The following is a 21347-nucleotide window of genomic DNA, read 5'->3' as shown; positions in this document are numbered from 1 at the left end:
GCCGGGAGCAGGCTACTTTTTGTTGCCCCAGAGGTTCTGGTCCTCAACGTTGTCTTTTGTGATGACCGGTGAGGGAAGCATGTCGGCCAGGTTGCCCTTGTAGTCGACGATCTCGCTGCCGTGCTCGGAAGGACCAACTTTGTATTCCTTGCCGGCGATGGCGTCCTTGAGGTACTGGACACCGTATTTGCCGTAGAGGTCCACCGGCTGGGAAATGACAGCGTCAACGTGGCCGGAGCGGATGGCGTCCAGGGAGCCCTTCGAACCATCAATCGTTACCAGCGGAACGTGACCGGGCTGCCCTGCGGGGGCCCACTTGCCCTGGCCTTCCATCACCGTCTGCACGCCGGAGAGCATGACGGAGTCGCTGGCGAGGAACACTGCATCGATCTTTGAGGTGCTCAGCACCGTCTGGGCGTTCTCGACGGCTTTCGCAGACTCCCAGTTGGTGTCCTTGCGGATAATTTCGATGTCCGGGAACTTGGACGTCATGCACTCGCTGAAGCCCTTGTTGCGGTCGAAACCGGAGGTGGTAGACAGTGCACCGTGCAGTTCCAGCACCGTGCCCTTGCCGCCGGTCAGTTTGCCGATCTGTTCGCAGACGCTGGTGCCCATGGCAACATTGTCTGCCCTGACGTTCATGTAGATCTTGCCGCCGTTGGCTGCGGTGTCCACGGTAACCACTGGAATGTTTGCGGCGTTCGCAGCCTCAATGGCCGGGATGATTGCATCGCTGTCCCGGGGGATGGTCACGAGGCCCTTCACGCCCTGGGATATCAGCGTGTTGATGTCCGTTACCTGCTTGGCGGGGTCACCTTCGGCATTGGACGCCGGAAGCATGTTGAATCCGTTCGAGTTGGCCTCGGTGACGACCGAGTCCACGAGGCCTGCCGTGAACGGGTTATCAAGGACACCAGCTGAGAAGCCAACGGTGGGGTTGTCGCCGTTTCCCGACCCCGCGCCCCCGGCACAGGCGGAGAGCGCCAAGGTGGCGCCCGTGAGCACAGCTACACCGATGTGGCGGCGGCTCAGTTTGAATGCGGAGGCGCCTTTGCGATCCTGCACCATCATTTGCTCCTAGTTAGAGGGTAGATATACACAGTGGAACTCTGGCTCCGGTGCTGTCCGTCCTCGCTTCGAGTCCGGGAGCTTCCGAAAGCTTCGGCTGATGCGCCGGGCTGGTTGGGAGATCCCCATTCGCACCAGCTTCGCGGCTTTATCACCCTTTAAATGTAAAGTGATACACCCCACAGTGTCAAGTAATACAGCACATGTCGCTTTACACTCGGCTGAAATAACTGGAATATGTCTGTGTTAGGGCGGGCGGATTGTGAAGTGTGGGCAATGATCGGGTAGAGAAGCTAAACTGGTGTCCGCGCACACTGTACATCTCTAGCGGGCTTCAGGCCTTGAGTGGGCAGTCAAATCAGCGGTCTGCCCGCGCGCCGGGCAGGACCGTCGGAAAGGCCGAGGATGAGCATTCAGGACACTGCACCGGTTACGCAAGAGGGTCGCGCCCAACTGGGCAGCCAGCTCCGGGCCGCCAGGACGAAGCGGAAGATTTCCCTGAGGGAGCTGTCCCGTAGGGTAGGAATCTCGGCAAGTTTTATGTCGCAGGTTGAGCTGGGGCGTGCTGTCCCTTCCATCGGGACCTTGTACACCATCGTTTCGGAACTGGGGCTTTCACTGGACACGCTGATGAGTGGTGAGCACTCGGCCCCCGCGCCGCAAGCTAATGACGCGACCGGTAACGGGGCCGCCGCTAGGGAGCTGACCAGCCATTCGGCCTTCACCGCTTCTGCAGGCTCAGCGCTCCCAGGAGTCCAAAGGGCCGGGGACCGTCCCGAGATCAACATGGGAGGCGTCCGCTGGGAGCGGCTCACGGAACGGGCAGACCCGCTGGTCGAGTTTCTGCGGGTGACCTACACTCCCGGGAGCGAGTCCTGCGCCGCCGGTGACCTGATGCGTCACCCAGGGTGGGAGTACATCCACATCCTTTCCGGCCAACTTAACGTCCAGGTCGCCTTCGACAGCGATGTTCTCGGGCCTGGCGACAGCATGAATTTTGATTCAAACGTCCCGCACCGTCTCAGCAACACCTCTGGTGAAGACTGTGTCGCCATCTGGGCCGTCGTCGGTCGTCAAGGCTTCGCCCATCCCCTTGATCTGGCCAGGGCCGGTGCGTCGAACGGCGAGGAATCCGCTGCGGTTGAACACTCACACGCCTAATTTCTTCTGCTTATCGCGTCTTCATGAGTCGGCAGGGCGTGTCGTCAGCGCAGAAAGTCTTCATGAGTGTGTCAACCTCAAGAGTACAAACTGGATGCCAACTCGTATGGGCGGAAGGCAAGCGGACGGTAGAAAGCAGAAAGTGCCGGCGACAGGCGTCGCCGGCACTCTTCTGCTTTGCGGTTCTGGAGCCCTCTAGGGTGTTGAGCCCGCGGAGGCGGCTGTGCCTCTCTGGCCAGCTTGCACAGGCTTCGGTGTTGGCTGGTAGGCCAGCAGCTTCCAGGATGAACCCACGCGGATCCACACGGCCAGGGCGCTGTTGTCCAGTTCTGTACGTGTCCCCCGGATAGTCAGTTCGGCCTGCATTTCGCCCATGACGAGGGCTACATCGCCGAGTATCTTGACCTGATCGACAGGATGATCGATCCGGTGGTAGACGTACACTCCCTGCCGGCACTTATCCATGTAGCTCCGCAGATCATCGCGTTCCCCGTTGGAATGCGCATAGACGAGTTCCTCGTGGCAGAGAACAGCGAAGGCGTCAAAATCTGACCTGAGCACAGCCTCGTATCGAAGATCTTCCAGGGACAGGATGTCCTGTTCCTCTGAATGGTGATTGGGCCCGTGACCTTCCTTCCGGTCCGGGGAATGCTGAAGGTTAGATGAGTCCACGGATGCTGCCGCCGTCTACGCCCCACACGGAGCCAGTGACGAAGCTCGTGACCGGGCTGCAGAGCAAGGCGATAACCCGCGCGACTTCCTCCGGGGTGCCCAGCCGTTCCAAGGGAAGCTGGCGGAGTTTCATTTCGTGTTCGACAGCTGCCTGGGGGTCCATGCCGTGCACGGTGGCGAGTGTGTCTGCGAACCCGCCGGGCTTTGTCCAGAATGGCGTCCAGATGGGTCCGGGTGCCACGGCGTTGACGCGGATCTTGGGGCCTTCTGCGCGGGCAATCGATTTGGTCAGTGCCAGGACTGCGGCCTTGCTGGCGGCGTAATCGACGGGCTGGGCTTCAGGCTGCCGGGCAAGGTCAGAGGCGTTGTTGACGATGCATGGAGCGACTGATTCGCGCAGGGCGGGCAGTGCCGCGCGGATGGTGCGGACGTAGCTCATGAAGTTCAGCTCCATGGTCCGTGACCAGTCCTCGTCAGTGAGCTCCTCGAAGGACCGGACCGCTCCGGATCCAACGTTGTTGATGAGAAGATCCAGGCCGCCAAGTTGGCTGATCGCCTCAGCGACAGCGTTGTTGGTAGCCTCGCCCTGGGTGAAGTCAACGACGGCCGGGACAATCCGGCCTGGGTTGTCAGCTGCCAGTTCCTCCAGTTCGGCCAGCGCGGACTTGTCGATGTCCAGGGCTGCCACGGTGGCACCTTCGGCGGTCAGCAGAAGTGCGGTGGCGCGGCCAATGCCTGTGGCTGCGCCGGTAACGATGGCCTTCTTGCCGGTCAGTTGCAGTTCCATGAGATGTACCTTTCGGTGATTCGGGTTTTCTGATGTTGCTTAATTCTGGTGCGCGGAGGAACCTTCGGAGCCGGTCCGGAAATCAAAACCTGTGGTCAGGCCCCCGTCGGCGATGACCGTGGTGCCAAACACGGCAGAGGATTCCTTGGAGAGCAGGAAAAGTGCCGAGTTTGCTACTTCGTCCGCTCCGGTGATCCGTCCGAGGGGTTGGCGGGCCTGGCGGGTGGCCAGGAATTTCTCCGGGTCGCTGGCCGAGGCGAGGTGGCGTTCGAAGAGTCCTGCCCGCATCGGCCCGGGGGCCAGGAGGTTGAACTGGACACCCGTGCGGGCGTAGTCCAAGGCGATTGTACGGACGGCTCCGGTGAGTGCGGCCTTGGAGGATGCATAGGACGCCAACTGCTGCTCCGCGAAATGGGCATCCACGCTGGTCACCACGACGACGGAGGCGTGGTCTGCTTCCTGCAGGTGCGGCATGAGCGTCTTTAGGGCAATGATGTTGCCGAGGACGTTCACTTCCCACGTGCGCTTCCACGACTCCAGGGTTTCTTCCTCGAGCGTGCCGACGCCAAGGATGGCAGCTGCGGCGATCAGCCCCAAGGATCCGTTAGCCCCTGCTGCTGCCGTTTTGGCTACTTCCTGCCACGTCGCCTCCGCTGCCACGTTACCGACGATGTGCTGGTACCCGGGGTGCTCCGCCAACTGTGCGGGGCCGTCCCCGAGGTCAACGCCGATGACATGGCTGCCTGCTGACAGCAGCGCTTTGGCGCATTCCAGTCCCAAGCCGCTGGCGGTGCCCGTGACGATGACGTGGTCGGGAAGGGTAAGTGTCCAGTCAGCCATAATTTCCTCCGTTACTTGCCGACTGCTGCTGCGCAGTCAGAAAGGTTGGTCTTCGTGATGGTCTTGGGGGTGAGGTATTGGTTCTTCTCAACGCTCTTGCCGCCCAAAACATCGATCACTGCTTTCGCGGCGTACTCGCCGTCCTCAATCGGGCTCTGCAGTACGGAGGCGTACTGGACGCCTTTCTCGATGTTGGTGTAACCCTCGATGGAGCAGTTTGATCCCACCATGGCCAAATCTGAGGATTTCAGGCCGGCCCGGTCCGCGGCAACGATGGCGCCGGCAAGCATATTGTCGGCCTGGGCGTAAATACCGCGAAGGTCCTTGCCGCCGAATTGTGTGATGAGGCTGGCCGCTGCGGACGTGGACTGGGTCTGGTCCCAGTTGCCGGGCTGTGAACCGGCTACCGTGATTCCAGGTGCGGACTCTGCCAGCTCGTCCTTGAATCCCTTGGTACGGCTGATTGCCGGCGGGGTTCCAGGTACGCCTTCGACAATAACGACTGATCCAGAGTCTCCGAAGCCCTTCTCTTTGAACCCGGCGATCATGGCCTTGGCGGCCTCCTGGCCGTTGGCATAATCATCGGGCCCGGTGAACGTGTTCCAGAGACTCTCATCATCGGACTGCGGATGTGAGTTGGTCACGACTACCGGGATCTTGGACTGCTTGAGCCGCTGCAGGGAAGGGGTGATGGCAGTTGCATCGGCCGGCCATAGGACGATCGCGTCAGGGCGTGTACTGATGGCCTGGTTGACCTGTTGCGCCTGTTCGGAAGCATTGAAGTCGTTCACAACAACGGTCACCTGGACACCTGCGGCTTCGGCGACCTTCTTGAATTCTTCGGTGTGCTTGGCGCAGTAGTCACAGCTCTGGGCGACAGTCAGCAGCGTGACCTTTTTGCCTTTGACATCGTCTGACCCGCCACCTGCGCTCGGTGCTGCTGAGGGCGTTGATCCACAGGCAGACAGGAACAGTGCAGAGGTGAGGGAAAGAGCGACAGCCAGTCTCTTCATTGAGGTGGTTTTCATTGGTAATCCTTCTAGTGGTTGATTAATGCGCGGTGTGTGGATGGGGACATGCTGTTCTCGACCGACCTGTTGACGATGCTGTTCAGCGGCCGGTCGATGACAACGATGAGGAGGAGAATTCCGCCGTTGACGAGCTGGATGATGGCGGTTGAGGTACCTTGCAGGCTAAGGCCGTTGCCGACCACGGCCAGCAACATTGCCCCCGCGGCAACACCTGGAATGCTGCCTTTGCCGCCGGTCAACGCGACCCCGCCGATGATGGCTGCGGTGACGGCTTGCAGGAGCGTGGCTTCGTCTGATCCCGGCGCACCCGATGCCAGGGTCAGTCCTTGAAGGGCGCCTGCCACTCCGGCGAACAGACCCGAGATGACGAACGCCAGGATCAGGACCCGGGTCACCGGAAGACCGGACGCCGAGGAGCGCTGGCGGTCACTTCCGACGGCACGGATTTTCACACCAGGCCAGGTCTTGGCCATGAACCAGCCCGCCGCGACGACAAGCACCACGTAGATCAGGGCGCGGGGCGAGATAATCTCGGCGATGGCCTGATCCAGCCAAAGCCCTGGTCCGAAGTCGGTCAGGGTGACGATCTGGCCACCTGCAACAGCGAAACCAAGCCCGATAGTCAGCACCAGTGTGCCGACGGTGACTGCCAGGGAAGGCACGGAGTAGTGGGCGGTCAGCCACCCGTTGAGTACGCCGACCGCGGCGGCGACAGCGATAGCTGCCGCCACGCCAACCGGTATCCCTGCGGTTTCTCCTACTTTGACTGCGATGAGTGCGGCCAACGGAATGGTTCCTGCGATGGAGAGATCGAATTCACCCGCGATCATGACGAGAGCGAGACCGGTCGCGACCAGTGCCAGGACGGCGAAGGACTGCAGCAGGGAGTAGAGGTTGCCGGCGTTGAGGAAGGCCGGGTTGGTTACTGCGAAGGCGATGAATGCAAGGATTGCCAGCGACCATGCCAGCAGGGTCCGGAAGTGCCAATAGAGTCTAACCACGGGATCAACGCTTTCTTCCTGATTGACGGTTGGATGCGATGCCGGTCGCTACGACAGCCAGCAGGACGAGGACGCCCTTGAAGATGAGCTGGACTTCGTAGCTGAGGCCGAGCAGCACCAGGGCATTGCCGAGCAGACCGACGAGGATCGCTCCGGTTGCTGCGCCGACGGGATTTCCGGTTCCACCCTTGACGCTGACGCCGCCGACAACGACGGCCGTGATGGCATCGAAGCCGAAGGTGCCTCCCAGTTGGAGGTTTCCTTGTCCCGATTCAGAGGACAGCAGCCCGCCGGCCAGGCCTGCCATGGCACCCGAGGCGATAAAGGCAAACAGCACCACGGGCCAGGCGCGCATTCCTGAGACAAGGGCTGCTTTTTCGTTCAAACCCACGAGTGTTACCCGCCGGCCCAGTACGGTGTAGCGGTGCATCCACCAGGCCAGCACTGTGAGGACAAAGAAGGCAAGAACCTGGACGGGGACGACGCCGGCCATCGTTTGCCCAAAGACGCTGGCGTCACCTGCCCCCTGCACGTTGCGCCCACCGGTGACGATCTGCGCGAAGCCAATGAGGATTGCCGCGGCTGCGATGGTGGTAACGATGGGATCCGTTCCCAGGCGCCCAACAAAGAACCCTTGCACTGCACCGGCGAGGGCACCGAACAGGACGGCAGCCGCCATCGCGGTCCAGGGTCCGGTGTGAAGGAGGGAAGCGAACACGATTGTGGAAACCGCGACCATCGCACTGACGGACAGGGCAAACAGCCTGCCGACAATGGTGATGATGCTCAGGCCGACGGCGGCAATACCCACCAGGGAAACTGAGAGGAACAGGGCTCGCAGGTTTGTCACCGTGGCGAACTCGCTGACGAAGATGCAGGCCAGGATGAACAGCAGGGCGGTGGTCACGGCGATGATAGCTGAGCTGTCCGTCGTGATCCGTTTCATGGTTTTGGCGAGCGGCCTGGCCGGGGCCACCGGCTTTTGTTGCGTCGCCCGTGCCGTGATCTTAGTGTTCATGCTTTGGCTCCGTGAAGGATTTCGGTGAGGATCTGGGAGTCTGTGACTTCGGCTGTACGGTTGCTGCTGACCGGGCGGCCGCGGAACATGGTGATGACCCGGTCGGCTAGTTCGCGGAGCTCAACGATGTCGCTCGAATAAACGATGACAATGACGTTGTTCGCGGAAAGTTGCCGGAGTGCACGATAGATTTCCGCGCGGGCGCCGATATCAACGCCACGGGTCGGTTCATTCAGGACCAGAACATCGGGTTGAGTGGCCAGGGCCCTGCCGATTGCGATCTTCTGCTGGTTGCCGCCACTGAGGGATCCAACGGGAACCCGGATGCGCGCCGGGTCGAAGGCCACCTTGGTCGCAACGGAACGGGCGAGGTCCGTTTCCAGCTCAGCCCTGATGGTGCCCTGACGGCTGACGGCGGCCAGTGCACCCGAGCTGACATTCTGGGCGACACTACCGCTGAGGAAGACCCCCTCCAGAACACGGTCCGCGGAGACGTAGGCGATACCGTGTTTCTGGGACTTCGGGCGGGACAGGGCGGACAGCTGAATCTCGTTCAATTGAATGTCCCCCGCGGTCACAGGGATGAGACCGACGAGGGCTCGTACAACGTCATCAGCTCCGGAGCCTATCTGGCCGAAGAGCGCGGTGACCTCCCCGGCCTGCGCAGTGAATGAGACGTCCGAGAAGCGGTGTCCGGAGGCCAGTTCGCGGATGTGCAGCTTCCGGCGATTTTCCGGGGCAAAGTTTTCCTGAACATGGATTGCCTCCCCCGCTGTGTGTTCTTCGCCCAGCATGTGCGTGACAACCGAGTCCATGGTGAAATCGGCCGTCGGACCGCTGGCCACCACGCTGCCGGAACGCATGATAGTGATCCGGTCAGCCAACCGGAAGACTTCGCCCATCCGGTGGGTGATGTAGACGATTGATCGTCCGCCTGCCACCAGCGACCTGACAACCTCATGGACGCGCGAGATTTCAATGTCCGACAAGGTGGCGGTGGGTTCGTCCAGGATCAGGGTTCGGGCATCGGCGACGAGTCCACGGGCGATCTCGAGCAGTTGGCGTTTAGCCAGCGGCAATGCCTCCACGGGCATGTCCAGATCCAGGTCTTGAAGACCCGCAGAAGCCAGCGCAGTGCGCATCCGCTCCTGCAGTTTTTCCCTGCGCACCAAAAGACCTGAGGTCCGGCGCATGCTCAGAGCCATGTTGTCCCGAACGGACAACTCGGGGATCACTGAAAGTTCCTGGAACACCATGGCAACATCGGCTGATTCGGAGCCTCCCGGAAAGGTCACTTCGCCGGCATCAGCGGTAACTACACCGGCTATGACCTTGACCAGGGTGCTCTTTCCGGCGCCGTTTTCTCCCAGCAGCGCGTGCACTTCGCCCGCCCGGAAGTCCACCGAAACGTCGTTGAGCGCCTTCGCCCCGCCGAAGCTTTTGCTGATCCTGTTCACAGAAAGCAGGACCTCGGTACTAAGGACCACGTTGACCTCATTCCGTTTATGATTCGAGGACGACGTTAAGTGGTCCAACACACAGTTGTCAAGTAGCAGCGGACATGTGTACCAAGTTTGTAAACCCCCACCAGCCAGGGGATGGGTGTGTAGCGGCCTCGAGAAGGTGTGCTTCTCCGCGAAATTATGCAGCGTTGTCCTTCTGATCATGGGATGAAGCGAGGGACATGGCGGGGTTCCCGAGCGGCGCTGGTCCGTTCATTCTGTCAAGTATCAGTTGACGCCGCGCCGGCCGTGCTTTACCTTGGAATCAGGCTGGGCCAATTCATCAGCTCAGGATTGACTTCCCGGTACCCGGGCCGGCCCAACGTCGTGAAGAAGCAGCGTTGGGCGTGGGCAGCAGGGCCGGCTAATACTCGTGGCGGCCGATAGTCCCCAACACTTAAGCAAGGAGAGTGCTCCGTGGATAACACCACTGCAGCCGAGAAAAACAAAATCGAAACTTTGGAAGCAAAGCGCTATCAAGCTGTAGTCGATGGTGACTACGACGCCTTCGAAGACCTGTGCCACCAGCGTCTGGTGTACACGCATTCACTGGGTGACCGTGACACGCTGAGCAGTTACCTGGAGAAGCTTCGCAAGGGCTTCTACAGGTACCACCGGATCGACCACCCTATAGAAGACATCGTCCTGATCGGGGACACCGCACTCGTACTGGGGCAAATGAACGCAGACCTTACCGTCAACGGAACCCAGAAAACACTTGCCAACAGCGCACTCTCGGTGTGGATCAAAGAGGGCGAGAGCTGGAAGTTCTTGGCATACCAGCCGACTCCCCGTAAACCTGCGGCAGCCTAGACCCCGCAACCTCTGTTTTGTTCGCGTCAACAAAGGAAGAACCATGAATCATGCTTTTGTGTACGACGCCGTGCGCACCCCGTTCGGCAAGTTCGGGTCCGGCCTCGCCGGGGTCCGTCCGGATGACCTTGCCGCGCACGTGATCAAGGAGTCCGTGAAGCGGGCCCCCGCCCTGGACCCGGAACGGATCGACGAGGTGGTGTTCGGCAACGCGAACGGCGCCGGCGAGGAGAACCGCAACATCGCCCGTATGGGCACCCTGCTCGCCGGCCTCCCCATGTCGATCCCCGGGACCACGGTCAACCGGCTCTGCGGATCTTCGCTGGACGCTGCGATCATCGCCTCCCGCCAGATCAACGCCGGCGACGCGGACCTGGTGCTCGTAGGCGGCGCCGAGTCGATGTCCCGAGCCCCGTGGGTGCTGCCCAAAACCGAGAAGCCCTACCCTGCCGGAGACATGACCCTGGCATCCAGCACGCTGGGCTGGCGCCTGGTGAACAAGGCGATGCCCAAGGAGTGGACCATCTCCCTGGGCGAGGCCACCGAACGGCTCCGCGAGAAGTACAAGGTCAGCCGGGAGCAGCAGGACCAGTTCGCCGCGGACTCGCACAACCTCTCCGCCGCCGCGTGGGACGAGGGTTTCTACGACAACCTCGTCGCCCCGGTGCCCGGAACAGACCTGGTGCGGGATGAGGGGATCCGCCCCGGTTCCACCGCGGAGAAGCTCGCGGCGTTGAAGACGGTGTTCCGCAACGAGCCTGAGGGGGCCGAGGTGGGTGGCACGGTTACGGCCGGGAATGCTTCCCCGCTGTCCGACGGCGCTTCCGCGGCTTGGATCGGATCCGAGGGTGCCGCCGGGCTGCTGGGCCTTGAGCCGTTGGCGCGCATCGCGGGCCGGGGTGCGCACGGCAACGATCCGCAGTACTTCGGGTTCGCTCCGGTGGAGGCGGCGAACAAGGCCCTCGCGAAGGCGGGCATCGGCTGGGACCAGGTGGGCGCCGTCGAACTTAACGAAGCCTTTGCCGCCCAGTCCCTGGCGTGCATCAACGCCTGGGGCATCGATCCCTCCATTGTGAACCGGCACGGCGGTGCCATCGCGATGGGCCATCCGCTCGGTGCCTCCGGAACCCGGATCCTCGGGACCCTCGCTCGGTCCCTGCAGGCCTCGGGCGAACGTTGGGGTGTGGCAGCGATCTGCATCGGCGTGGGCCAGGGCCTCGCCGTCGTCCTCGAAAACGTCACCGCTTCCAAGGGAAAGGCCTAAGTCATGCTGAACTTCGTAGATTCGGTCCAGGAGGCCGTGGCCGGAATCAGGGACGGTTCCACGGTGATGATCGGCGGGTTCGGGAACGCCGGGCAGCCGTTTGAACTGATTGACGCATTGATGGACTGCGGCGCCACCGGACTGACCGTGGTGAACAACAACGCCGGCCAGGGCGACCAAGGCCTGGCGCTGCTGATCAAGGAAGGCCGGGTCCGCAAAATGATTTGCTCCTTCCCGAGGCAGTCCGACTCCTGGCACTTCGACGCCAAGTACAAGGCCGGCGAGATCGAGCTGGAACTCGTCCCGCAGGGCAACCTCGCGGAACGGATCCGGGCCGCGGGGGCCGGGATCGGCGGGTTCTTCACCCCCACCGGGTACGGGACTATGCTCGCCGAGGGCAAGGAGACCCGGATCATTGACGGCCGCGGCCAGGTGTTTGAGACCCCCATTCACGCCGACGTCGCACTGATCAAGGCCCTCAAAGCCGACGGCGTGGGCAACCTCGTCTACCGCAAGACCGCACGGAACTTCGGCCCCATCATGGCCGCCGCGGCCAAGCAGACCATCGTCCAGGTGTCCCAAATCGTCCCCACCGGTGGGCTGGACCCGGAAAACGTCGTCACCCCCGGTATTTACGTCAACACCGTGGTCCGCGTACCCGCGGCAGGCAATGCAGAGAAGGTGGCTTGAAATGAGCATCGCAACGTCTATCCAAACCAGTGAAAAGCCGCTGGGCAGGGATGACCTCGCCCGGCTCGTGGCCAAGGACATCGCCCCCGGATCCTTCGTGAACCTTGGAATCGGGCAGCCCACCCTCGTATCGAACTACCTCACGGAAGAGCAGAACATCACGCTCCACACTGAGAACGGGATGCTCGGGATGGGACCCGAGGCCAAGGGCGACGAGATCGACGGCGACCTCATCAACGCCGGCAAAATCCCCGTCACAGAGCTCCCGGGTGCCTCGTACTTCCACCACGCCGACTCCTTCGCGATCATGCGCGGCGGACACCTCGACATCTGCGTCCTGGGTGCCTTCCAGGTCTCCGCCACCGGCGACCTGGCCAACTGGCACACCGGCGCTCCCGGTGCCATTCCCGCCGTCGGCGGAGCCATGGACCTCGCCACCGGCGCCAAGGATGTCTTCGTGATGATGACCCTGCTCACCCGCGAAGGTGCCTCCAAGATCGTGAAAGCCTGCACGTACCCGCTCACCGGCGTCGGCTGCGTAACCCGCGTGTACACCGACAAGGCCGTCTTCCTCACCGGACCCGACGGCGTCACCGTACGCGAAACCTTCGGCTGCACCCTCGAAGAACTCCAGGAACTGGTCCCCGTCCCGCTCACCCCAGCCCCTGCCGGCGGATAAGGACTCAGGGTGAGAATTACCCCCCGTCACCGCTGCTCCCGACGACTTGGCGAACCCGTCACCTTTGGGTTTCCTCTCATTTCCAACGCCTGAAGCCCCCGGGCCCGGGTTCCCATGTGCCGTGTGCCCACGGCGAGCACCAGGAGACAACGACGTGTCCATTGACGCAACCGCAGCAACTGACGATTCCGCAGCCACCGCACTGAGCGAAGCTGAGATTTTTGATGCCCACCAGGGCGGCAAGCTCTCTATCGCCAGCACCGTCCCGCTGTCCAACAAGCGCGACCTGTCCATCGCTTATACCCCTGGAGTGGCCGAGGTAAGCCGCGCCATCCACGCCAGGCCCGAACTCGCCCGCACCCTCACCTGGGCCGAGCGCCTCGTGGTTGTGGTCAGCGACGGCACGGCTGTTCTGGGCCTGGGCAACATCGGCGCCAGTGCTTCCCTGCCCGTGATGGAGGGAAAGTCTGCCCTGTTCAAGACCTTCGGCGACCTGGACTCCATTCCGCTCGTGCTCAACACCACGGACGTGGACGAAATCGTGGAAACCCTCGTCCGCCTGCGCCCCAGCTTCGGCGCGGTCAACCTCGAGGACATCTCCGCACCCCGCTGCTTCGAGCTTGAGGAAAAGCTCATCGAGGCACTGGACTGCCCCGTGATGCACGATGACCAGCACGGCACCGCCGTCGTTGCCCTCGCCGCGCTGACCAACGCCGCCAAGGTGACCGGCCGAGAACTGGAAACCCTGCGCGTGGTGGTCTCCGGCGCAGGAGCGGCAGGCATCGCCGTCGCCGAAATCCTGCTGGCAGCCGGCATCACCGACGTGGTCCTGCTGGACTCCCGCGGCATCATCAACAGCACCCGTACGGATCTGGCCGCGGACCAGGCCAGCAAGAAGGCCGACATCGCCGGCCGCAGCAACCCCCGCAGCCTCGAAGGCGGCCCCGCCGAGGCCCTGGCCGGAGCCGACGTCTTCATCGGCGTCTCCTCCTCCAAGCTGGACGAGGAACACCTCGCCCTGATGAACCAGGACGCCATCGTTTTCGCCCTCTCCAACCCGGACCCCGAGGTGCTGCCCGAGGTCGCCGTGAAGTACGCCGCCGTGGTTGCCACCGGCCGCAGCGACTTCCCGAACCAGATCAACAACGTGCTGGCCTTCCCGGGCATCTTCCGCGGGGCCCTGGACGCCGGGGCACGCCGTATCACCCCTGCCATGAAGCTTGCAGCTGCGTATGCTATCGCGGAGCTCGCGGCGGAGGACCTCGCCGCCGACTACATCGTGCCCAGCCCCTTGGACCCCCGCGTTGCCCCGGCCGTCACCGCCGCGGTCGCTGCCGCCGTGGAAGCGGAGTAGCGCCCTTCCCCATTCCGCGATGACGATGGCGGTGCCTCCCTACGCGGGAGGGACCGCCATCGTGCACGTTGGCCGCCATGAATCACGCGTCCCTGCCGAAGGAATCAAGGAAGGCTTAATGACGCCAGTGTCTTTCGAAATCTTTGACTGGAGCTGGATCAGACGCGGTGATGAAATTGAGGTGCTCGATGACGGCCTAGCTATTGCACGTGGAGTAATCGAGGATGTGGATTCGTATCAAAGCATTATCCGGCTCAAGCACTCCTATGGAAGAGGTGGACGAACTTACCGGCGGGTGGACGGCTGGCAGGTACGTGCAATTGGCCCGAAATCGTGAACCAGCCGTGGCCATAGCCACTCCATACATACAGATTCAGGGCGTTTAAGCCTATCAAGGTGAGGCACACCCAAACCTGACACACGGCTCCTTGCTTGGTCCTCGCAACAAGTCCGCCCGGCCCACAGCCGGGGACAATTCTCATAGGTTATCCACCGCCACTGCTGCCAGGGAGCTACCGTAACGGCTCCCCATTCACAGCCGTGGATAACCCGAATTGACCCCAGCCATGGACGGGCCAGAGTGGCCACCAGTTTCAGGGGTCGCGATCAGCAAGCACAAATTCGTTGGCTTGACTTGTACTCCGAGGGGCGTCATCGAGTGAGCCCCAATTCTTCACGGATGACAGTGCACGCGCTAGAGTGGAACGTAATAACCGTCATTGATCAGGAGCGGAAATGGTCACCTCTCGGAGGGACGTCATCCGGAAGAAGAAAGCCAAAGCGGCTTTTCGGAGTGCTGCAGGCGGCTCTATCTCAGCCAAAGCCTCACCGTCGCCAACGGCAAAGGATCTGCCCGGTGTCCCCGGCGTTGACGCATGGATACTGAAAAGGGCTCTTAGCGAAGCGAACAGCATCTCGGCCTTGGGGGCCGCGATTGCGTCCAACCCAGAAACGCCGTCTCCCGAACTTGTCCGGAGTTTACAGGCGGAGGAGAACTGGTGGCGGCGGATCGAGAACGAACTGCCGTCGATGAGCAGCACTGAAACGGCAGCTTTCCTCGGCGCCAAAGTCACCAACCGGAACTTCGCGTCGTCTCAGCGAACGGCGGGCAGACTGCTCGGCTATGCTCGGCGCCAGGCCATCCGCTATCCGAAGTTCCAATTCGATGTGCAACGCGGCAGCGTCTTGCCGGTCATTCCGGAACTACTGATGCTCACCCGCGACCTCGACGTCCCGGACGAAGACTTGGTCCTGTGGATGGCAGCCCCTTCATCGGCTTTCGCAGACCAGCGCCGACCGGTGGACCATCTCAATGACCGGGAGCAATTGCTCGCTGCGGCTGCTGCCCACTTCGGAGCCATCTGGTGACGGTTGCCTGGCCGGCCACCCCCGAGCCGCCCAACCCCTTCGAACCACGTGTTGGAATCCTGACCGCTGGCACCGTCTTTCAGCGCATTCACTCAAACCAGTTCCGACCCAACCAGTTCAACCCGGGGCCGAAGGGCGCTGGCCGCTTTCACTTCTTCGGAGACCCGATGGTCCCGGCCCTCTACCTCGCTGAAACCCGGGAAGCTGCTTTGGCTGAAACCCTGCTGCACGACATCCCGGTTGGTGCTCGGGCGACGCTCCCCCGCAGCATATACGCCAACAGTGTCATGGCTGGCTTGGAGCTGAAGCGGCAGTTCCGGATCGCAGAATTTTTCGGATTAGGCCTCCGCGCCCTCGGGATCGAAGCCACCCAGCTCACCGATACCCCAATGGCTAACTATCCGCAGACGCGCAAATGGGCCCATGCAGCCCATACCGCCGGGTTTGACGGCATCGGCTGGATGTCTAAACGCGACAACAGCGCCAAGGCGTACATGCTTTTTGGTGACAGGGTCCAAGAGGACCACCTTGAAGTCGTTCCGGCAAGCGGGCTTGCCTTCGCCGCCGCCGACGGCTTCAGCTGGCTAGTGAACATCTGCGCGCCCCTCAAGGTCGACGTCCTCGCGAGGTAGCCCGTGGCCTGCCCATTGGCAAGGGGTGTCCGCAGCGCAGCGGGAACTGTTTGATGCTGAACCAGCTTTACGGAATATCCGTTATCGGCGTTCTGAAATCGAGCAGGGAAGGTGGGCAAGGCATCAGTCGCTTTGCCTATTCGCAGTCGTTTGGCGAAGATCTACAACGGCGCCGAGATCCAAGCGACTTCCCGTACGAGCTGAAGTCGGGCGGGAGCGCTCCGCATTCACTGATTTTTGCGGCCAAGCTGGAGGGCGTCCCCAGATTGAGGACGCCCTCCAGGAGGGAAACAAAGTATCGGGCAGCACCCGCTGCCTACGCTTTATCCCGTCAGTTCCTTGGACATGAAGGTCCTTCTGTATTCGGCACGCCGCTCCCTTTGGCGAACAGGATCTGGAACGGGAGATGCCATCAACAGCTGTTTTGTGTATTCCTGTTTGGGTTGTGTCGTCACCTGTACGACATCTCCTGTCTCCACAATTTTTCCTCGGAAAAGAACGACAACCGAGTGTGAAATCGCTTGAATCACCGCAAGATCATGAGAAGTAAACAGGTACGATACGCCGGTTTCTTCTTGGATTTCAATGAGGAGATCTAAGATGCGTCCTTGCGTGGACAGATCAAGGGCGCTGACCACCTCATCGCAAACAATCAGTTTCGGTTTCATGATCAGTGCACGAGCGATGGCGATACGCTGACGTTGGCCACCACTGAATTCACTTGGATAGCGCTGGAGCGTATCGGATGGCAGATGGACGCGTTCAAGCAGTTGTTTCAGAGACGACTGAGCCTCGGTCCGGTCACCACCGCTGCTCAAAACAGGCTCAAGAATGATGTCGCGGATGCGCATCGCCGGATTCAAGGATCCGTAGGGGTCTTGGAATATAACTTGAAGGTCTTTCGCAGCTCTCCGGCGGTTGCGAGTCGATGCGTGAGTGAGATCCTGGCCAAGGAACTCAATGGATCCCTCAGCGACTGGCGCGAGTCCGAGAACTGCTCGACCCAGAGTCGATTTCCCTGACCCGGATTCCCCTACTAGCCCTACGGTCTCGCCTGGGCGTATGTCTAGCGATACGCGGTCAAGTACGCGTTTTGGCGGTGTCATGAATTTCCGGGAAGGGTATTCAACACTAACGTCACGCACGCGCAGTGCGACGGGTTGTTCACCGGATAGCTGGTTGATACTCATGCCGGGCTGCCCTCGTAATATGTTCGTGAGGTTGCGTTCTCAAGTGTCGAGTCGAGAAGCATCTTGGTATATGGGTGTTGCGGATTAGTGAAAAGTTCATCCACGGAGGCGGACTCGACAATTTGTCCGCCATTCATGACTATGACCTTGTCGCATATGTCGGCGACGACTCCGAAGTTGTGAGTGACTAGAAGAACCGCCATCGACCGTTCCCGCTGCAAGTCACGGAGCAGTTCGAGTATTTCAGCTTGCACGGTTACGTCCAGAGCAGTGGTCGGCTCATCAGCAATCAAGAGGTCGGGTTCGGACGAAATCGCTCCGGCGATCAAGACGCGTTGTGCCATGCCTCCGGAAATTTGGTGCGGGTAGAGGCGGTAGACCGACTCCGGATCGCGGATACCGACGCGATCCAACAACTCGACCGCGCGCCGCTGCGCATCCTGCCGGGAAAGGCCAGATACCTTCTGAAGCGGCCTCGCTAGCTGAACGCCGATTGGATAGAGCGGGTCGAGATTGCTCATAGGCTCCTGGGGCACATAAGCAATTTTTCGTCCAAGTATTTCCCTATGCCGTTTATCGTCGAGCACCTGCCCTTCGAACATCAGGCTGCCGCCGAGAATATGAGCTTGCGGCGGGAGGAGTCCCAAAATCGACAGCACCGTTTGGCTTTTTCCCGATCCCGACTCGCCGACCAAGCCGAGCACTTCGCCTGCTGTTACATCGAATGAGACGTCCTTGACGACGACGCTCATATCTCCGTGGAAGGTTGGATAGCCTATCTGTAGGTTGCGAACGCGCACCAGCGGCTCGTTGCCTGCTGTGGTAGGAGTCTGCGCGGGCTGAGGTGTAGCGGCTCGAACACGAGTAGCCGCCGAATTCCTCGTAGTCTTAGCCTGCCGTGCAGCCTTGGCTGAACCGGTGGTGGGATTCAGCGCGTCGCGGACGGCGTTGCCGATGAGCGCCACACTTGCGATGGTGATGGTCAGAACTAGGCCTGGCCACACGACGTTCAAGGGCGCACGGTAGATGGCATTGAAGGAGTCTTGCACCATCCCGCCCCAGGTGACTGAGTTGACAGAACCTAGGCCGAGAAATTCCAGGCTTGCCTGGATCCCGATGCCGGTCGCTGCTATGTCGGCGAGCATGACGATGACGGGGCCGCGTATGACTGACAGAATGTGGCGGAAAATGATCCGAACGTTCCCAAGGCCGGCAACGCGAGCTGCCTCGACGTATGGCTCATTTTTCACCTCGATTGCCAAGCTTCTGACGAGCCGGTACAGGAAAGGAGAGATCAAAACGCCAAATACGATCATGGAGATTGTGACATCAGGACCAATCGCCGCATATAAAGCGATCAGGACAATGATGGTCGGGATGGCAAGCAGTGCATCCGAGATCCACCCCAGCGCGATATCGGTGAATCGACCAACGTAGGCAGCGACGAGACCTGTCACGATACCGACGACTGCCGTTACTAAGACAACAACGACGGCGCCATATAGGGTGCTGCGGCCACCCCAGATAAGGCGGCTGAGCATGTCGCGGCCCGCGCTGTCGCCACCGAGCGCATAGGTGTCGTTTGGCCCGGCGTTGATCTGCTCCAGCATCGGTGTCGCGGGATTAAACGGCGCAATGACAGGAGCAAGGATGCTCATCACGACGATCGCAAGCAGCGCGATGCTTGCGACGATGCCAAGCGGGTTTCGCAGGAATCGGCGGAATGCCCCTGGACGGGTGCGGGAATGCTCCGCGAGCTCGGATATTTCAATACTCATTGGAGCCGCACTTTCGGGTTAAGCCAGGATTGAGCAAGATCGAATAACAAGTAGACAAGTACGATGATCAGGGTTGTGGCGACCACTACCCCTAGAAGGATCGGCACGTCTCCGTTGAGTGCGGCATTTGTTGCCAGCGTTCCGAGGCCCGGCAGCGCGAAAACCTTCTCGATGACAAGTGTTCCGCCGAGAAGCCCTACGAATTTCATCGACATGAGAGTGATCCAAGGCGGTGCCGCGTTTCGGAGTACATTCCGGACGAGGATGTCCGAGCCACTCAAGCCGCGAGAGCGCAGGGTGCGCACGTAGTCTTTGGAAAGTTCGTCGGCGACCGCTCCGCGCACCATGGAGGTCACGCGCAGCTCGCCGAGCACAATGGCCGCTACAGGAAGGAGAAGACTCATTGCCCATCCAAATGGATCCTCACTAAAAGGGACGAAACCGGTGGCGGGGAGCACAGGAATTGTGATCGCGAAGATGATTACAAGCATCAGTGCGAGCCAAAACTTCGGGATGGAGCTGAAGACTTCGGTCACGACCTGAAGAGTTCGGTCGAGGGCGCCTCCAATCCGGATAGCCGCGAGTGTGCCGAGCACAGCGGAGACGATCGAGAGCACGATCATCGAGGTGACAACTAGAGAAAGGGTCACCGGCAAGTGATTAACGATGGCCAGGGTCACCTGCTCAGAGGTGAAGTAGGAAACGCCGAAATCGCCTTTAAAAGCGTCTGCGGCCCATGCCGCGAATTGTTCCCACAGGGGACGATCGAGCCCTAGCTCGGCTGTACGCTGTTCGATCTGCGCTGCCGAAGCGTTCTCACCCACGAGGGAGCGAACGACGTTCTCACTGCTGGCATACATCACCGCAAATGTCACCGATGTGACGAGCACCAGCAGCACGACCGCGGCCACAAGTCGTTTGGCAAGATAGATGCCCATGTGTCTTTTCCGCTTTCTTGATGAACATTGGATACGGGCCGCGCCGTGGTGGGGCGCGGCCCGTGGGTCTTACTTACTTAGCAGGCTTGTAATACCGCAGCTGAGGACCAGCGCTTCCGGCCTGCACCTCGATAGATACGTCATCGCTTGTTGCGTAGATGAGGTCAACGTAGTACCACGGCGCGAACCAGGCGTTATCAACAAGCCATTTGTTCGCATCCTTGTATGCCTGCACCTGCACATCTCCGGAGCTCGACTGTGCCAACTCCATGAGCTTGGTGAATTCCGGATCCTCGGACTTGAAGACGTTGTACGCGCCCTGGTAGGCAAAGTTCAGGGCATCCCAGGACTGCGCCGGGGCAGCTTGCGACATTATCAGGATCGGGTACTCCCCGCTGAAACTCTTCTCAATAGCAGCGGCGTCAGTAACAGGAACCCAGTTGATTTTGATGCCAATCTTCCCCAAGGCCTGCTCCACGTAAGGCTGATACGCCTTGTACCGGGAGCTATCCATCATCGGGATACTAAACCCGTCAGCATAGCCAGCGTCAGCCATCAGTTTCTTGGCCTGATCGACATCGTAGGCATACTTGCTATTCAGCGATTCGTCGAATGCAGAGCTTGCCTCGCCCACAATCTGTTCCGTGACCAGTCCCTGACCAAGATCTATGCTTGCCAGCATGCCCTTCCGATCAAACACGGAGTTGATTGCCTGACGAACGCGCACGTCAGCAAGGGCCGGAGCGACGGCGCCGTCTCGGTCAACAATATTCAGACCGACCCAGTCCACGCGGTTAGGGTGAACCGTCAGACGTTGGGCCTTTGCTTGATCCATGAGGGGGATGTTTATGCGCGCTCCCTGGATCTGTCCGGAAGTCAGAGCGTTCAGGCGAGCATTGACGTCAGGAAACACTTTGATGATGAGCTTATCGAATGGCCAAGCTTCGGTGTTCCAGTAGTTGGCGTTGCGGGTGAAGACGTATTGGTTGCCACGCGTGGTTTGCGTGGTATCCAGGACGTATGGACCGGACCCCACGGGCTCCAGCTTGATTGACTCGCTCTTTAACGCGCTTGGTGCACCTACCGCACCGAGCGATTGCGCCAAATAAAACTCAAGCACCGGGTCCGGCTCGGATAAGTTGATGGCCACCTGGTGGTCTGCCAACACATCGACGGAAGCAATCGAGGCGGCGAGGTAGCGGTCATTTCCCGTTCCGGCTTTGAAATGTTCGAGGTTAGCCTTCACAGCTTCAGCATTGAAGGCCTCGCCGTTAGTGAAGGTAACGCCTTCGCGCAGGCTCATCGTCAGCACTGTACGGTCAGCGTTGTACGACCACTCGGTAGCCAGGTTCTCAGAAACCTTGCCGTCAGGGTCGAGTTTAAGAAGAGTGTCGTATACAGGCGCCCAGAGTTGAGGGAATTCGCCGCTGTACCGCAGCTGGGCCGGATCGTAGGAGGGCACGTCGACCACTGTGCCAAGTGTAAGCAGCGGAGCGGTGCCTCCCTGCGTCGTCGATGAATCGGTCGAGCCAGAACTGCCGCACGCAGCGACCGATAGGGT

General features: G+C 60.8%; 21 protein-coding genes. 9 read left to right on the top strand and 12 right to left on the bottom strand.

The genetic code is table 11. From position 1 onward, the window contains the following. Positions 1–12 precede the first annotated feature (12 nt). Positions 13–1068, bottom strand: coding sequence for a sugar ABC transporter substrate-binding protein (locus AC5RVN_RS13350; RefSeq protein WP_494138262.1), 1056 nt, complete (start codon positions 1066–1068; stop codon positions 13–15). A 405-nt stretch (positions 1069–1473) separates the two neighbouring features. Here AC5RVN_RS13350 and AC5RVN_RS13345 point away from each other — a divergent pair, with 405 nt between their 5' ends. Further along, complete coding sequence (locus AC5RVN_RS13345; protein ID WP_494138261.1) at positions 1474–2229, top strand: helix-turn-helix domain-containing protein; 756 nt, start codon at positions 1474–1476, stop codon at positions 2227–2229. Positions 2230–2424: 195 nt separating this feature from the next. On the opposite strand, the gene AC5RVN_RS13340 is transcribed toward AC5RVN_RS13345, so the two are convergent. The 7 genes from AC5RVN_RS13340 to AC5RVN_RS13310 are packed head-to-tail and all read right to left on the bottom strand — an operon-like array spanning position 2425 to position 9065. Then, entirely contained in the window at positions 2425–2901 is a 477-nt protein-coding gene (locus tag AC5RVN_RS13340) for a nuclear transport factor 2 family protein (RefSeq protein ID WP_494138260.1), read from the bottom strand. Further along, positions 2888–3688 (bottom strand): SDR family NAD(P)-dependent oxidoreductase, encoded by an 801-nt coding sequence (locus AC5RVN_RS13335; RefSeq protein WP_494138259.1) that lies wholly within the window; start codon positions 3686–3688, stop codon positions 2888–2890. Before AC5RVN_RS13335 ends, AC5RVN_RS13340 begins: the two co-directional genes overlap by 14 nt. Positions 3689–3727: 39 nt before the next feature. Further along, positions 3728–4528 carry an SDR family NAD(P)-dependent oxidoreductase gene (locus AC5RVN_RS13330; RefSeq protein WP_494138258.1) on the bottom strand — a complete coding sequence of 267 codons (801 nt, stop codon included), beginning with the start codon at positions 4526–4528 and terminating at the stop codon, positions 3728–3730. A gap of 11 nt (positions 4529–4539) precedes the next feature. After that, a complete protein-coding gene (locus tag AC5RVN_RS13325; protein ID WP_494138257.1) occupies positions 4540–5556 on the bottom strand; it encodes a sugar ABC transporter substrate-binding protein in 1017 nt (338 codons plus the stop codon). An 11-nt stretch (positions 5557–5567) separates the two neighbouring features. Next, the gene (locus AC5RVN_RS13320) at positions 5568–6560 is read right to left on the bottom strand and encodes an ABC transporter permease (protein WP_494138256.1); all 993 of its coding nucleotides are present in this window, start codon (positions 6558–6560) and stop codon (positions 5568–5570) included. Positions 6561–6564: 4 nt separating this feature from the next. Next, a complete protein-coding gene (locus AC5RVN_RS13315; RefSeq protein ID WP_494138255.1) occupies positions 6565–7578 on the bottom strand; it encodes an ABC transporter permease in 1014 nt (337 codons plus the stop codon). After that, a complete protein-coding gene (locus AC5RVN_RS13310; protein WP_494138254.1) occupies positions 7575–9065 on the bottom strand; it encodes a sugar ABC transporter ATP-binding protein in 1491 nt (496 codons plus the stop codon). The genes AC5RVN_RS13315 and AC5RVN_RS13310 overlap by 4 nt, the downstream gene beginning before the upstream one ends. Positions 9066–9497: 432 nt before the next feature. Between AC5RVN_RS13310 and AC5RVN_RS13305 the strand changes: the two genes are divergently transcribed. The 8 genes from AC5RVN_RS13305 (at position 9498) to AC5RVN_RS13270 (ending at position 15880) form a co-directional block, all read left to right on the top strand. Then, complete coding sequence (locus tag AC5RVN_RS13305; RefSeq protein ID WP_494138253.1) at positions 9498–9893, top strand: nuclear transport factor 2 family protein; 396 nt, start codon at positions 9498–9500, stop codon at positions 9891–9893. Between the two features lie 43 nt (positions 9894–9936). Beyond that, positions 9937–11157 (top strand): thiolase family protein, encoded by a 1221-nt coding sequence (locus AC5RVN_RS13300; RefSeq protein ID WP_494138252.1) that lies wholly within the window; start codon positions 9937–9939, stop codon positions 11155–11157. 3 nt (positions 11158–11160) lie between these two features. Further along, complete coding sequence (locus AC5RVN_RS13295; RefSeq protein WP_494138251.1) at positions 11161–11847, top strand: 3-oxoacid CoA-transferase subunit A; 687 nt, start codon at positions 11161–11163, stop codon at positions 11845–11847. A 1-nt stretch (position 11848) separates the two neighbouring features. Then, on the top strand, positions 11849–12526 hold the full coding sequence (locus AC5RVN_RS13290) for a 3-oxoacid CoA-transferase subunit B (protein ID WP_494138250.1): 678 nt from the start codon (positions 11849–11851) through the stop codon (positions 12524–12526). Between the two features lie 154 nt (positions 12527–12680). Then, complete coding sequence (locus AC5RVN_RS13285; protein ID WP_494138249.1) at positions 12681–13880, top strand: NAD(P)-dependent malic enzyme; 1200 nt, start codon at positions 12681–12683, stop codon at positions 13878–13880. Positions 13881–14007: 127 nt separating this feature from the next. After that, positions 14008–14217 (top strand): hypothetical protein, encoded by a 210-nt coding sequence (locus tag AC5RVN_RS13280; RefSeq protein ID WP_494138248.1) that lies wholly within the window; start codon positions 14008–14010, stop codon positions 14215–14217. Between the two features lie 398 nt (positions 14218–14615). After that, positions 14616–15248, top strand: a complete 633-nt coding sequence (locus tag AC5RVN_RS13275; RefSeq protein WP_494138247.1) for a hypothetical protein — start codon at positions 14616–14618, stop codon at positions 15246–15248. Then, positions 15245–15880 carry an RES family NAD+ phosphorylase gene (locus AC5RVN_RS13270; protein ID WP_494138246.1) on the top strand — a complete coding sequence of 212 codons (636 nt, stop codon included), beginning with the start codon at positions 15245–15247 and terminating at the stop codon, positions 15878–15880. The genes AC5RVN_RS13275 and AC5RVN_RS13270 overlap by 4 nt, the downstream gene beginning before the upstream one ends. Before the next feature lie 323 nt (positions 15881–16203). On the opposite strand, the gene AC5RVN_RS13265 is transcribed toward AC5RVN_RS13270, so the two are convergent. From AC5RVN_RS13265 to AC5RVN_RS13250, 4 genes are all read right to left on the bottom strand, one after another. Then, a complete protein-coding gene (locus AC5RVN_RS13265) occupies positions 16204–16986 on the bottom strand; it encodes an ATP-binding cassette domain-containing protein (RefSeq protein WP_494138328.1) in 783 nt (260 codons plus the stop codon). An 80-nt stretch (positions 16987–17066) separates the two neighbouring features. Continuing rightward, positions 17067–18848 carry a dipeptide/oligopeptide/nickel ABC transporter permease/ATP-binding protein gene (locus tag AC5RVN_RS13260; RefSeq protein ID WP_494138245.1) on the bottom strand — a complete coding sequence of 594 codons (1782 nt, stop codon included), beginning with the start codon at positions 18846–18848 and terminating at the stop codon, positions 17067–17069. Then, a complete protein-coding gene (locus AC5RVN_RS13255) occupies positions 18845–19786 on the bottom strand; it encodes an ABC transporter permease (protein WP_494138244.1) in 942 nt (313 codons plus the stop codon). Before AC5RVN_RS13255 ends, AC5RVN_RS13260 begins: the two co-directional genes overlap by 4 nt. Before the next feature lie 73 nt (positions 19787–19859). Further along, positions 19860–21257, bottom strand: coding sequence for an ABC transporter substrate-binding protein (locus tag AC5RVN_RS13250; protein ID WP_494138243.1), 1398 nt, complete (start codon positions 21255–21257; stop codon positions 19860–19862). Positions 21258–21347 lie beyond the last annotated feature (90 nt).

The sequence above is a fragment of the Arthrobacter sp. sptzw32 genome (assembly GCF_059089735.1).
Note: the sequence above shows the minus strand (reverse complement) of the source record. Positions and strands in the feature narration are given on the sequence as shown.

What these genes read in the sequence shown, in the direction of transcription:
- AC5RVN_RS13260 (WP_494138245.1), bottom strand. Translation starts at nt 18,848, where the DNA reads ATGAGTATTGAAATATCCGAGCTCGCGGAGCATTCCCGCACCCGTCCA.
- AC5RVN_RS13300 (WP_494138252.1), top strand. Translation starts at nt 9,937, where the DNA reads ATGAATCATGCTTTTGTGTACGACGCCGTGCGCACCCCGTTCGGCAAG.
- AC5RVN_RS13325 (WP_494138257.1), bottom strand. Translation starts at nt 5,556, where the DNA reads ATGAAAACCACCTCAATGAAGAGACTGGCTGTCGCTCTTTCCCTCACC.
- AC5RVN_RS13335 (WP_494138259.1), bottom strand. Translation starts at nt 3,688, where the DNA reads ATGGAACTGCAACTGACCGGCAAGAAGGCCATCGTTACCGGCGCAGCC.
- AC5RVN_RS13265 (WP_494138328.1), bottom strand. Translation starts at nt 16,986, where the DNA reads ATGACACCGCCAAAACGCGTACTTGACCGCGTATCGCTAGACATACGC.
- AC5RVN_RS13350 (WP_494138262.1), bottom strand. Translation starts at nt 1,068, where the DNA reads ATGGTGCAGGATCGCAAAGGCGCCTCCGCATTCAAACTGAGCCGCCGC.
- AC5RVN_RS13345 (WP_494138261.1), top strand. Translation starts at nt 1,474, where the DNA reads ATGAGCATTCAGGACACTGCACCGGTTACGCAAGAGGGTCGCGCCCAA.
- AC5RVN_RS13290 (WP_494138250.1), top strand. Translation starts at nt 11,849, where the DNA reads ATGAGCATCGCAACGTCTATCCAAACCAGTGAAAAGCCGCTGGGCAGG.
- AC5RVN_RS13275 (WP_494138247.1), top strand. Translation starts at nt 14,616, where the DNA reads ATGGTCACCTCTCGGAGGGACGTCATCCGGAAGAAGAAAGCCAAAGCG.
- AC5RVN_RS13295 (WP_494138251.1), top strand. Translation starts at nt 11,161, where the DNA reads ATGCTGAACTTCGTAGATTCGGTCCAGGAGGCCGTGGCCGGAATCAGG.
- AC5RVN_RS13255 (WP_494138244.1), bottom strand. Translation starts at nt 19,786, where the DNA reads ATGGGCATCTATCTTGCCAAACGACTTGTGGCCGCGGTCGTGCTGCTG.
- AC5RVN_RS13315 (WP_494138255.1), bottom strand. Translation starts at nt 7,578, where the DNA reads ATGAACACTAAGATCACGGCACGGGCGACGCAACAAAAGCCGGTGGCC.
- AC5RVN_RS13330 (WP_494138258.1), bottom strand. Translation starts at nt 4,528, where the DNA reads ATGGCTGACTGGACACTTACCCTTCCCGACCACGTCATCGTCACGGGC.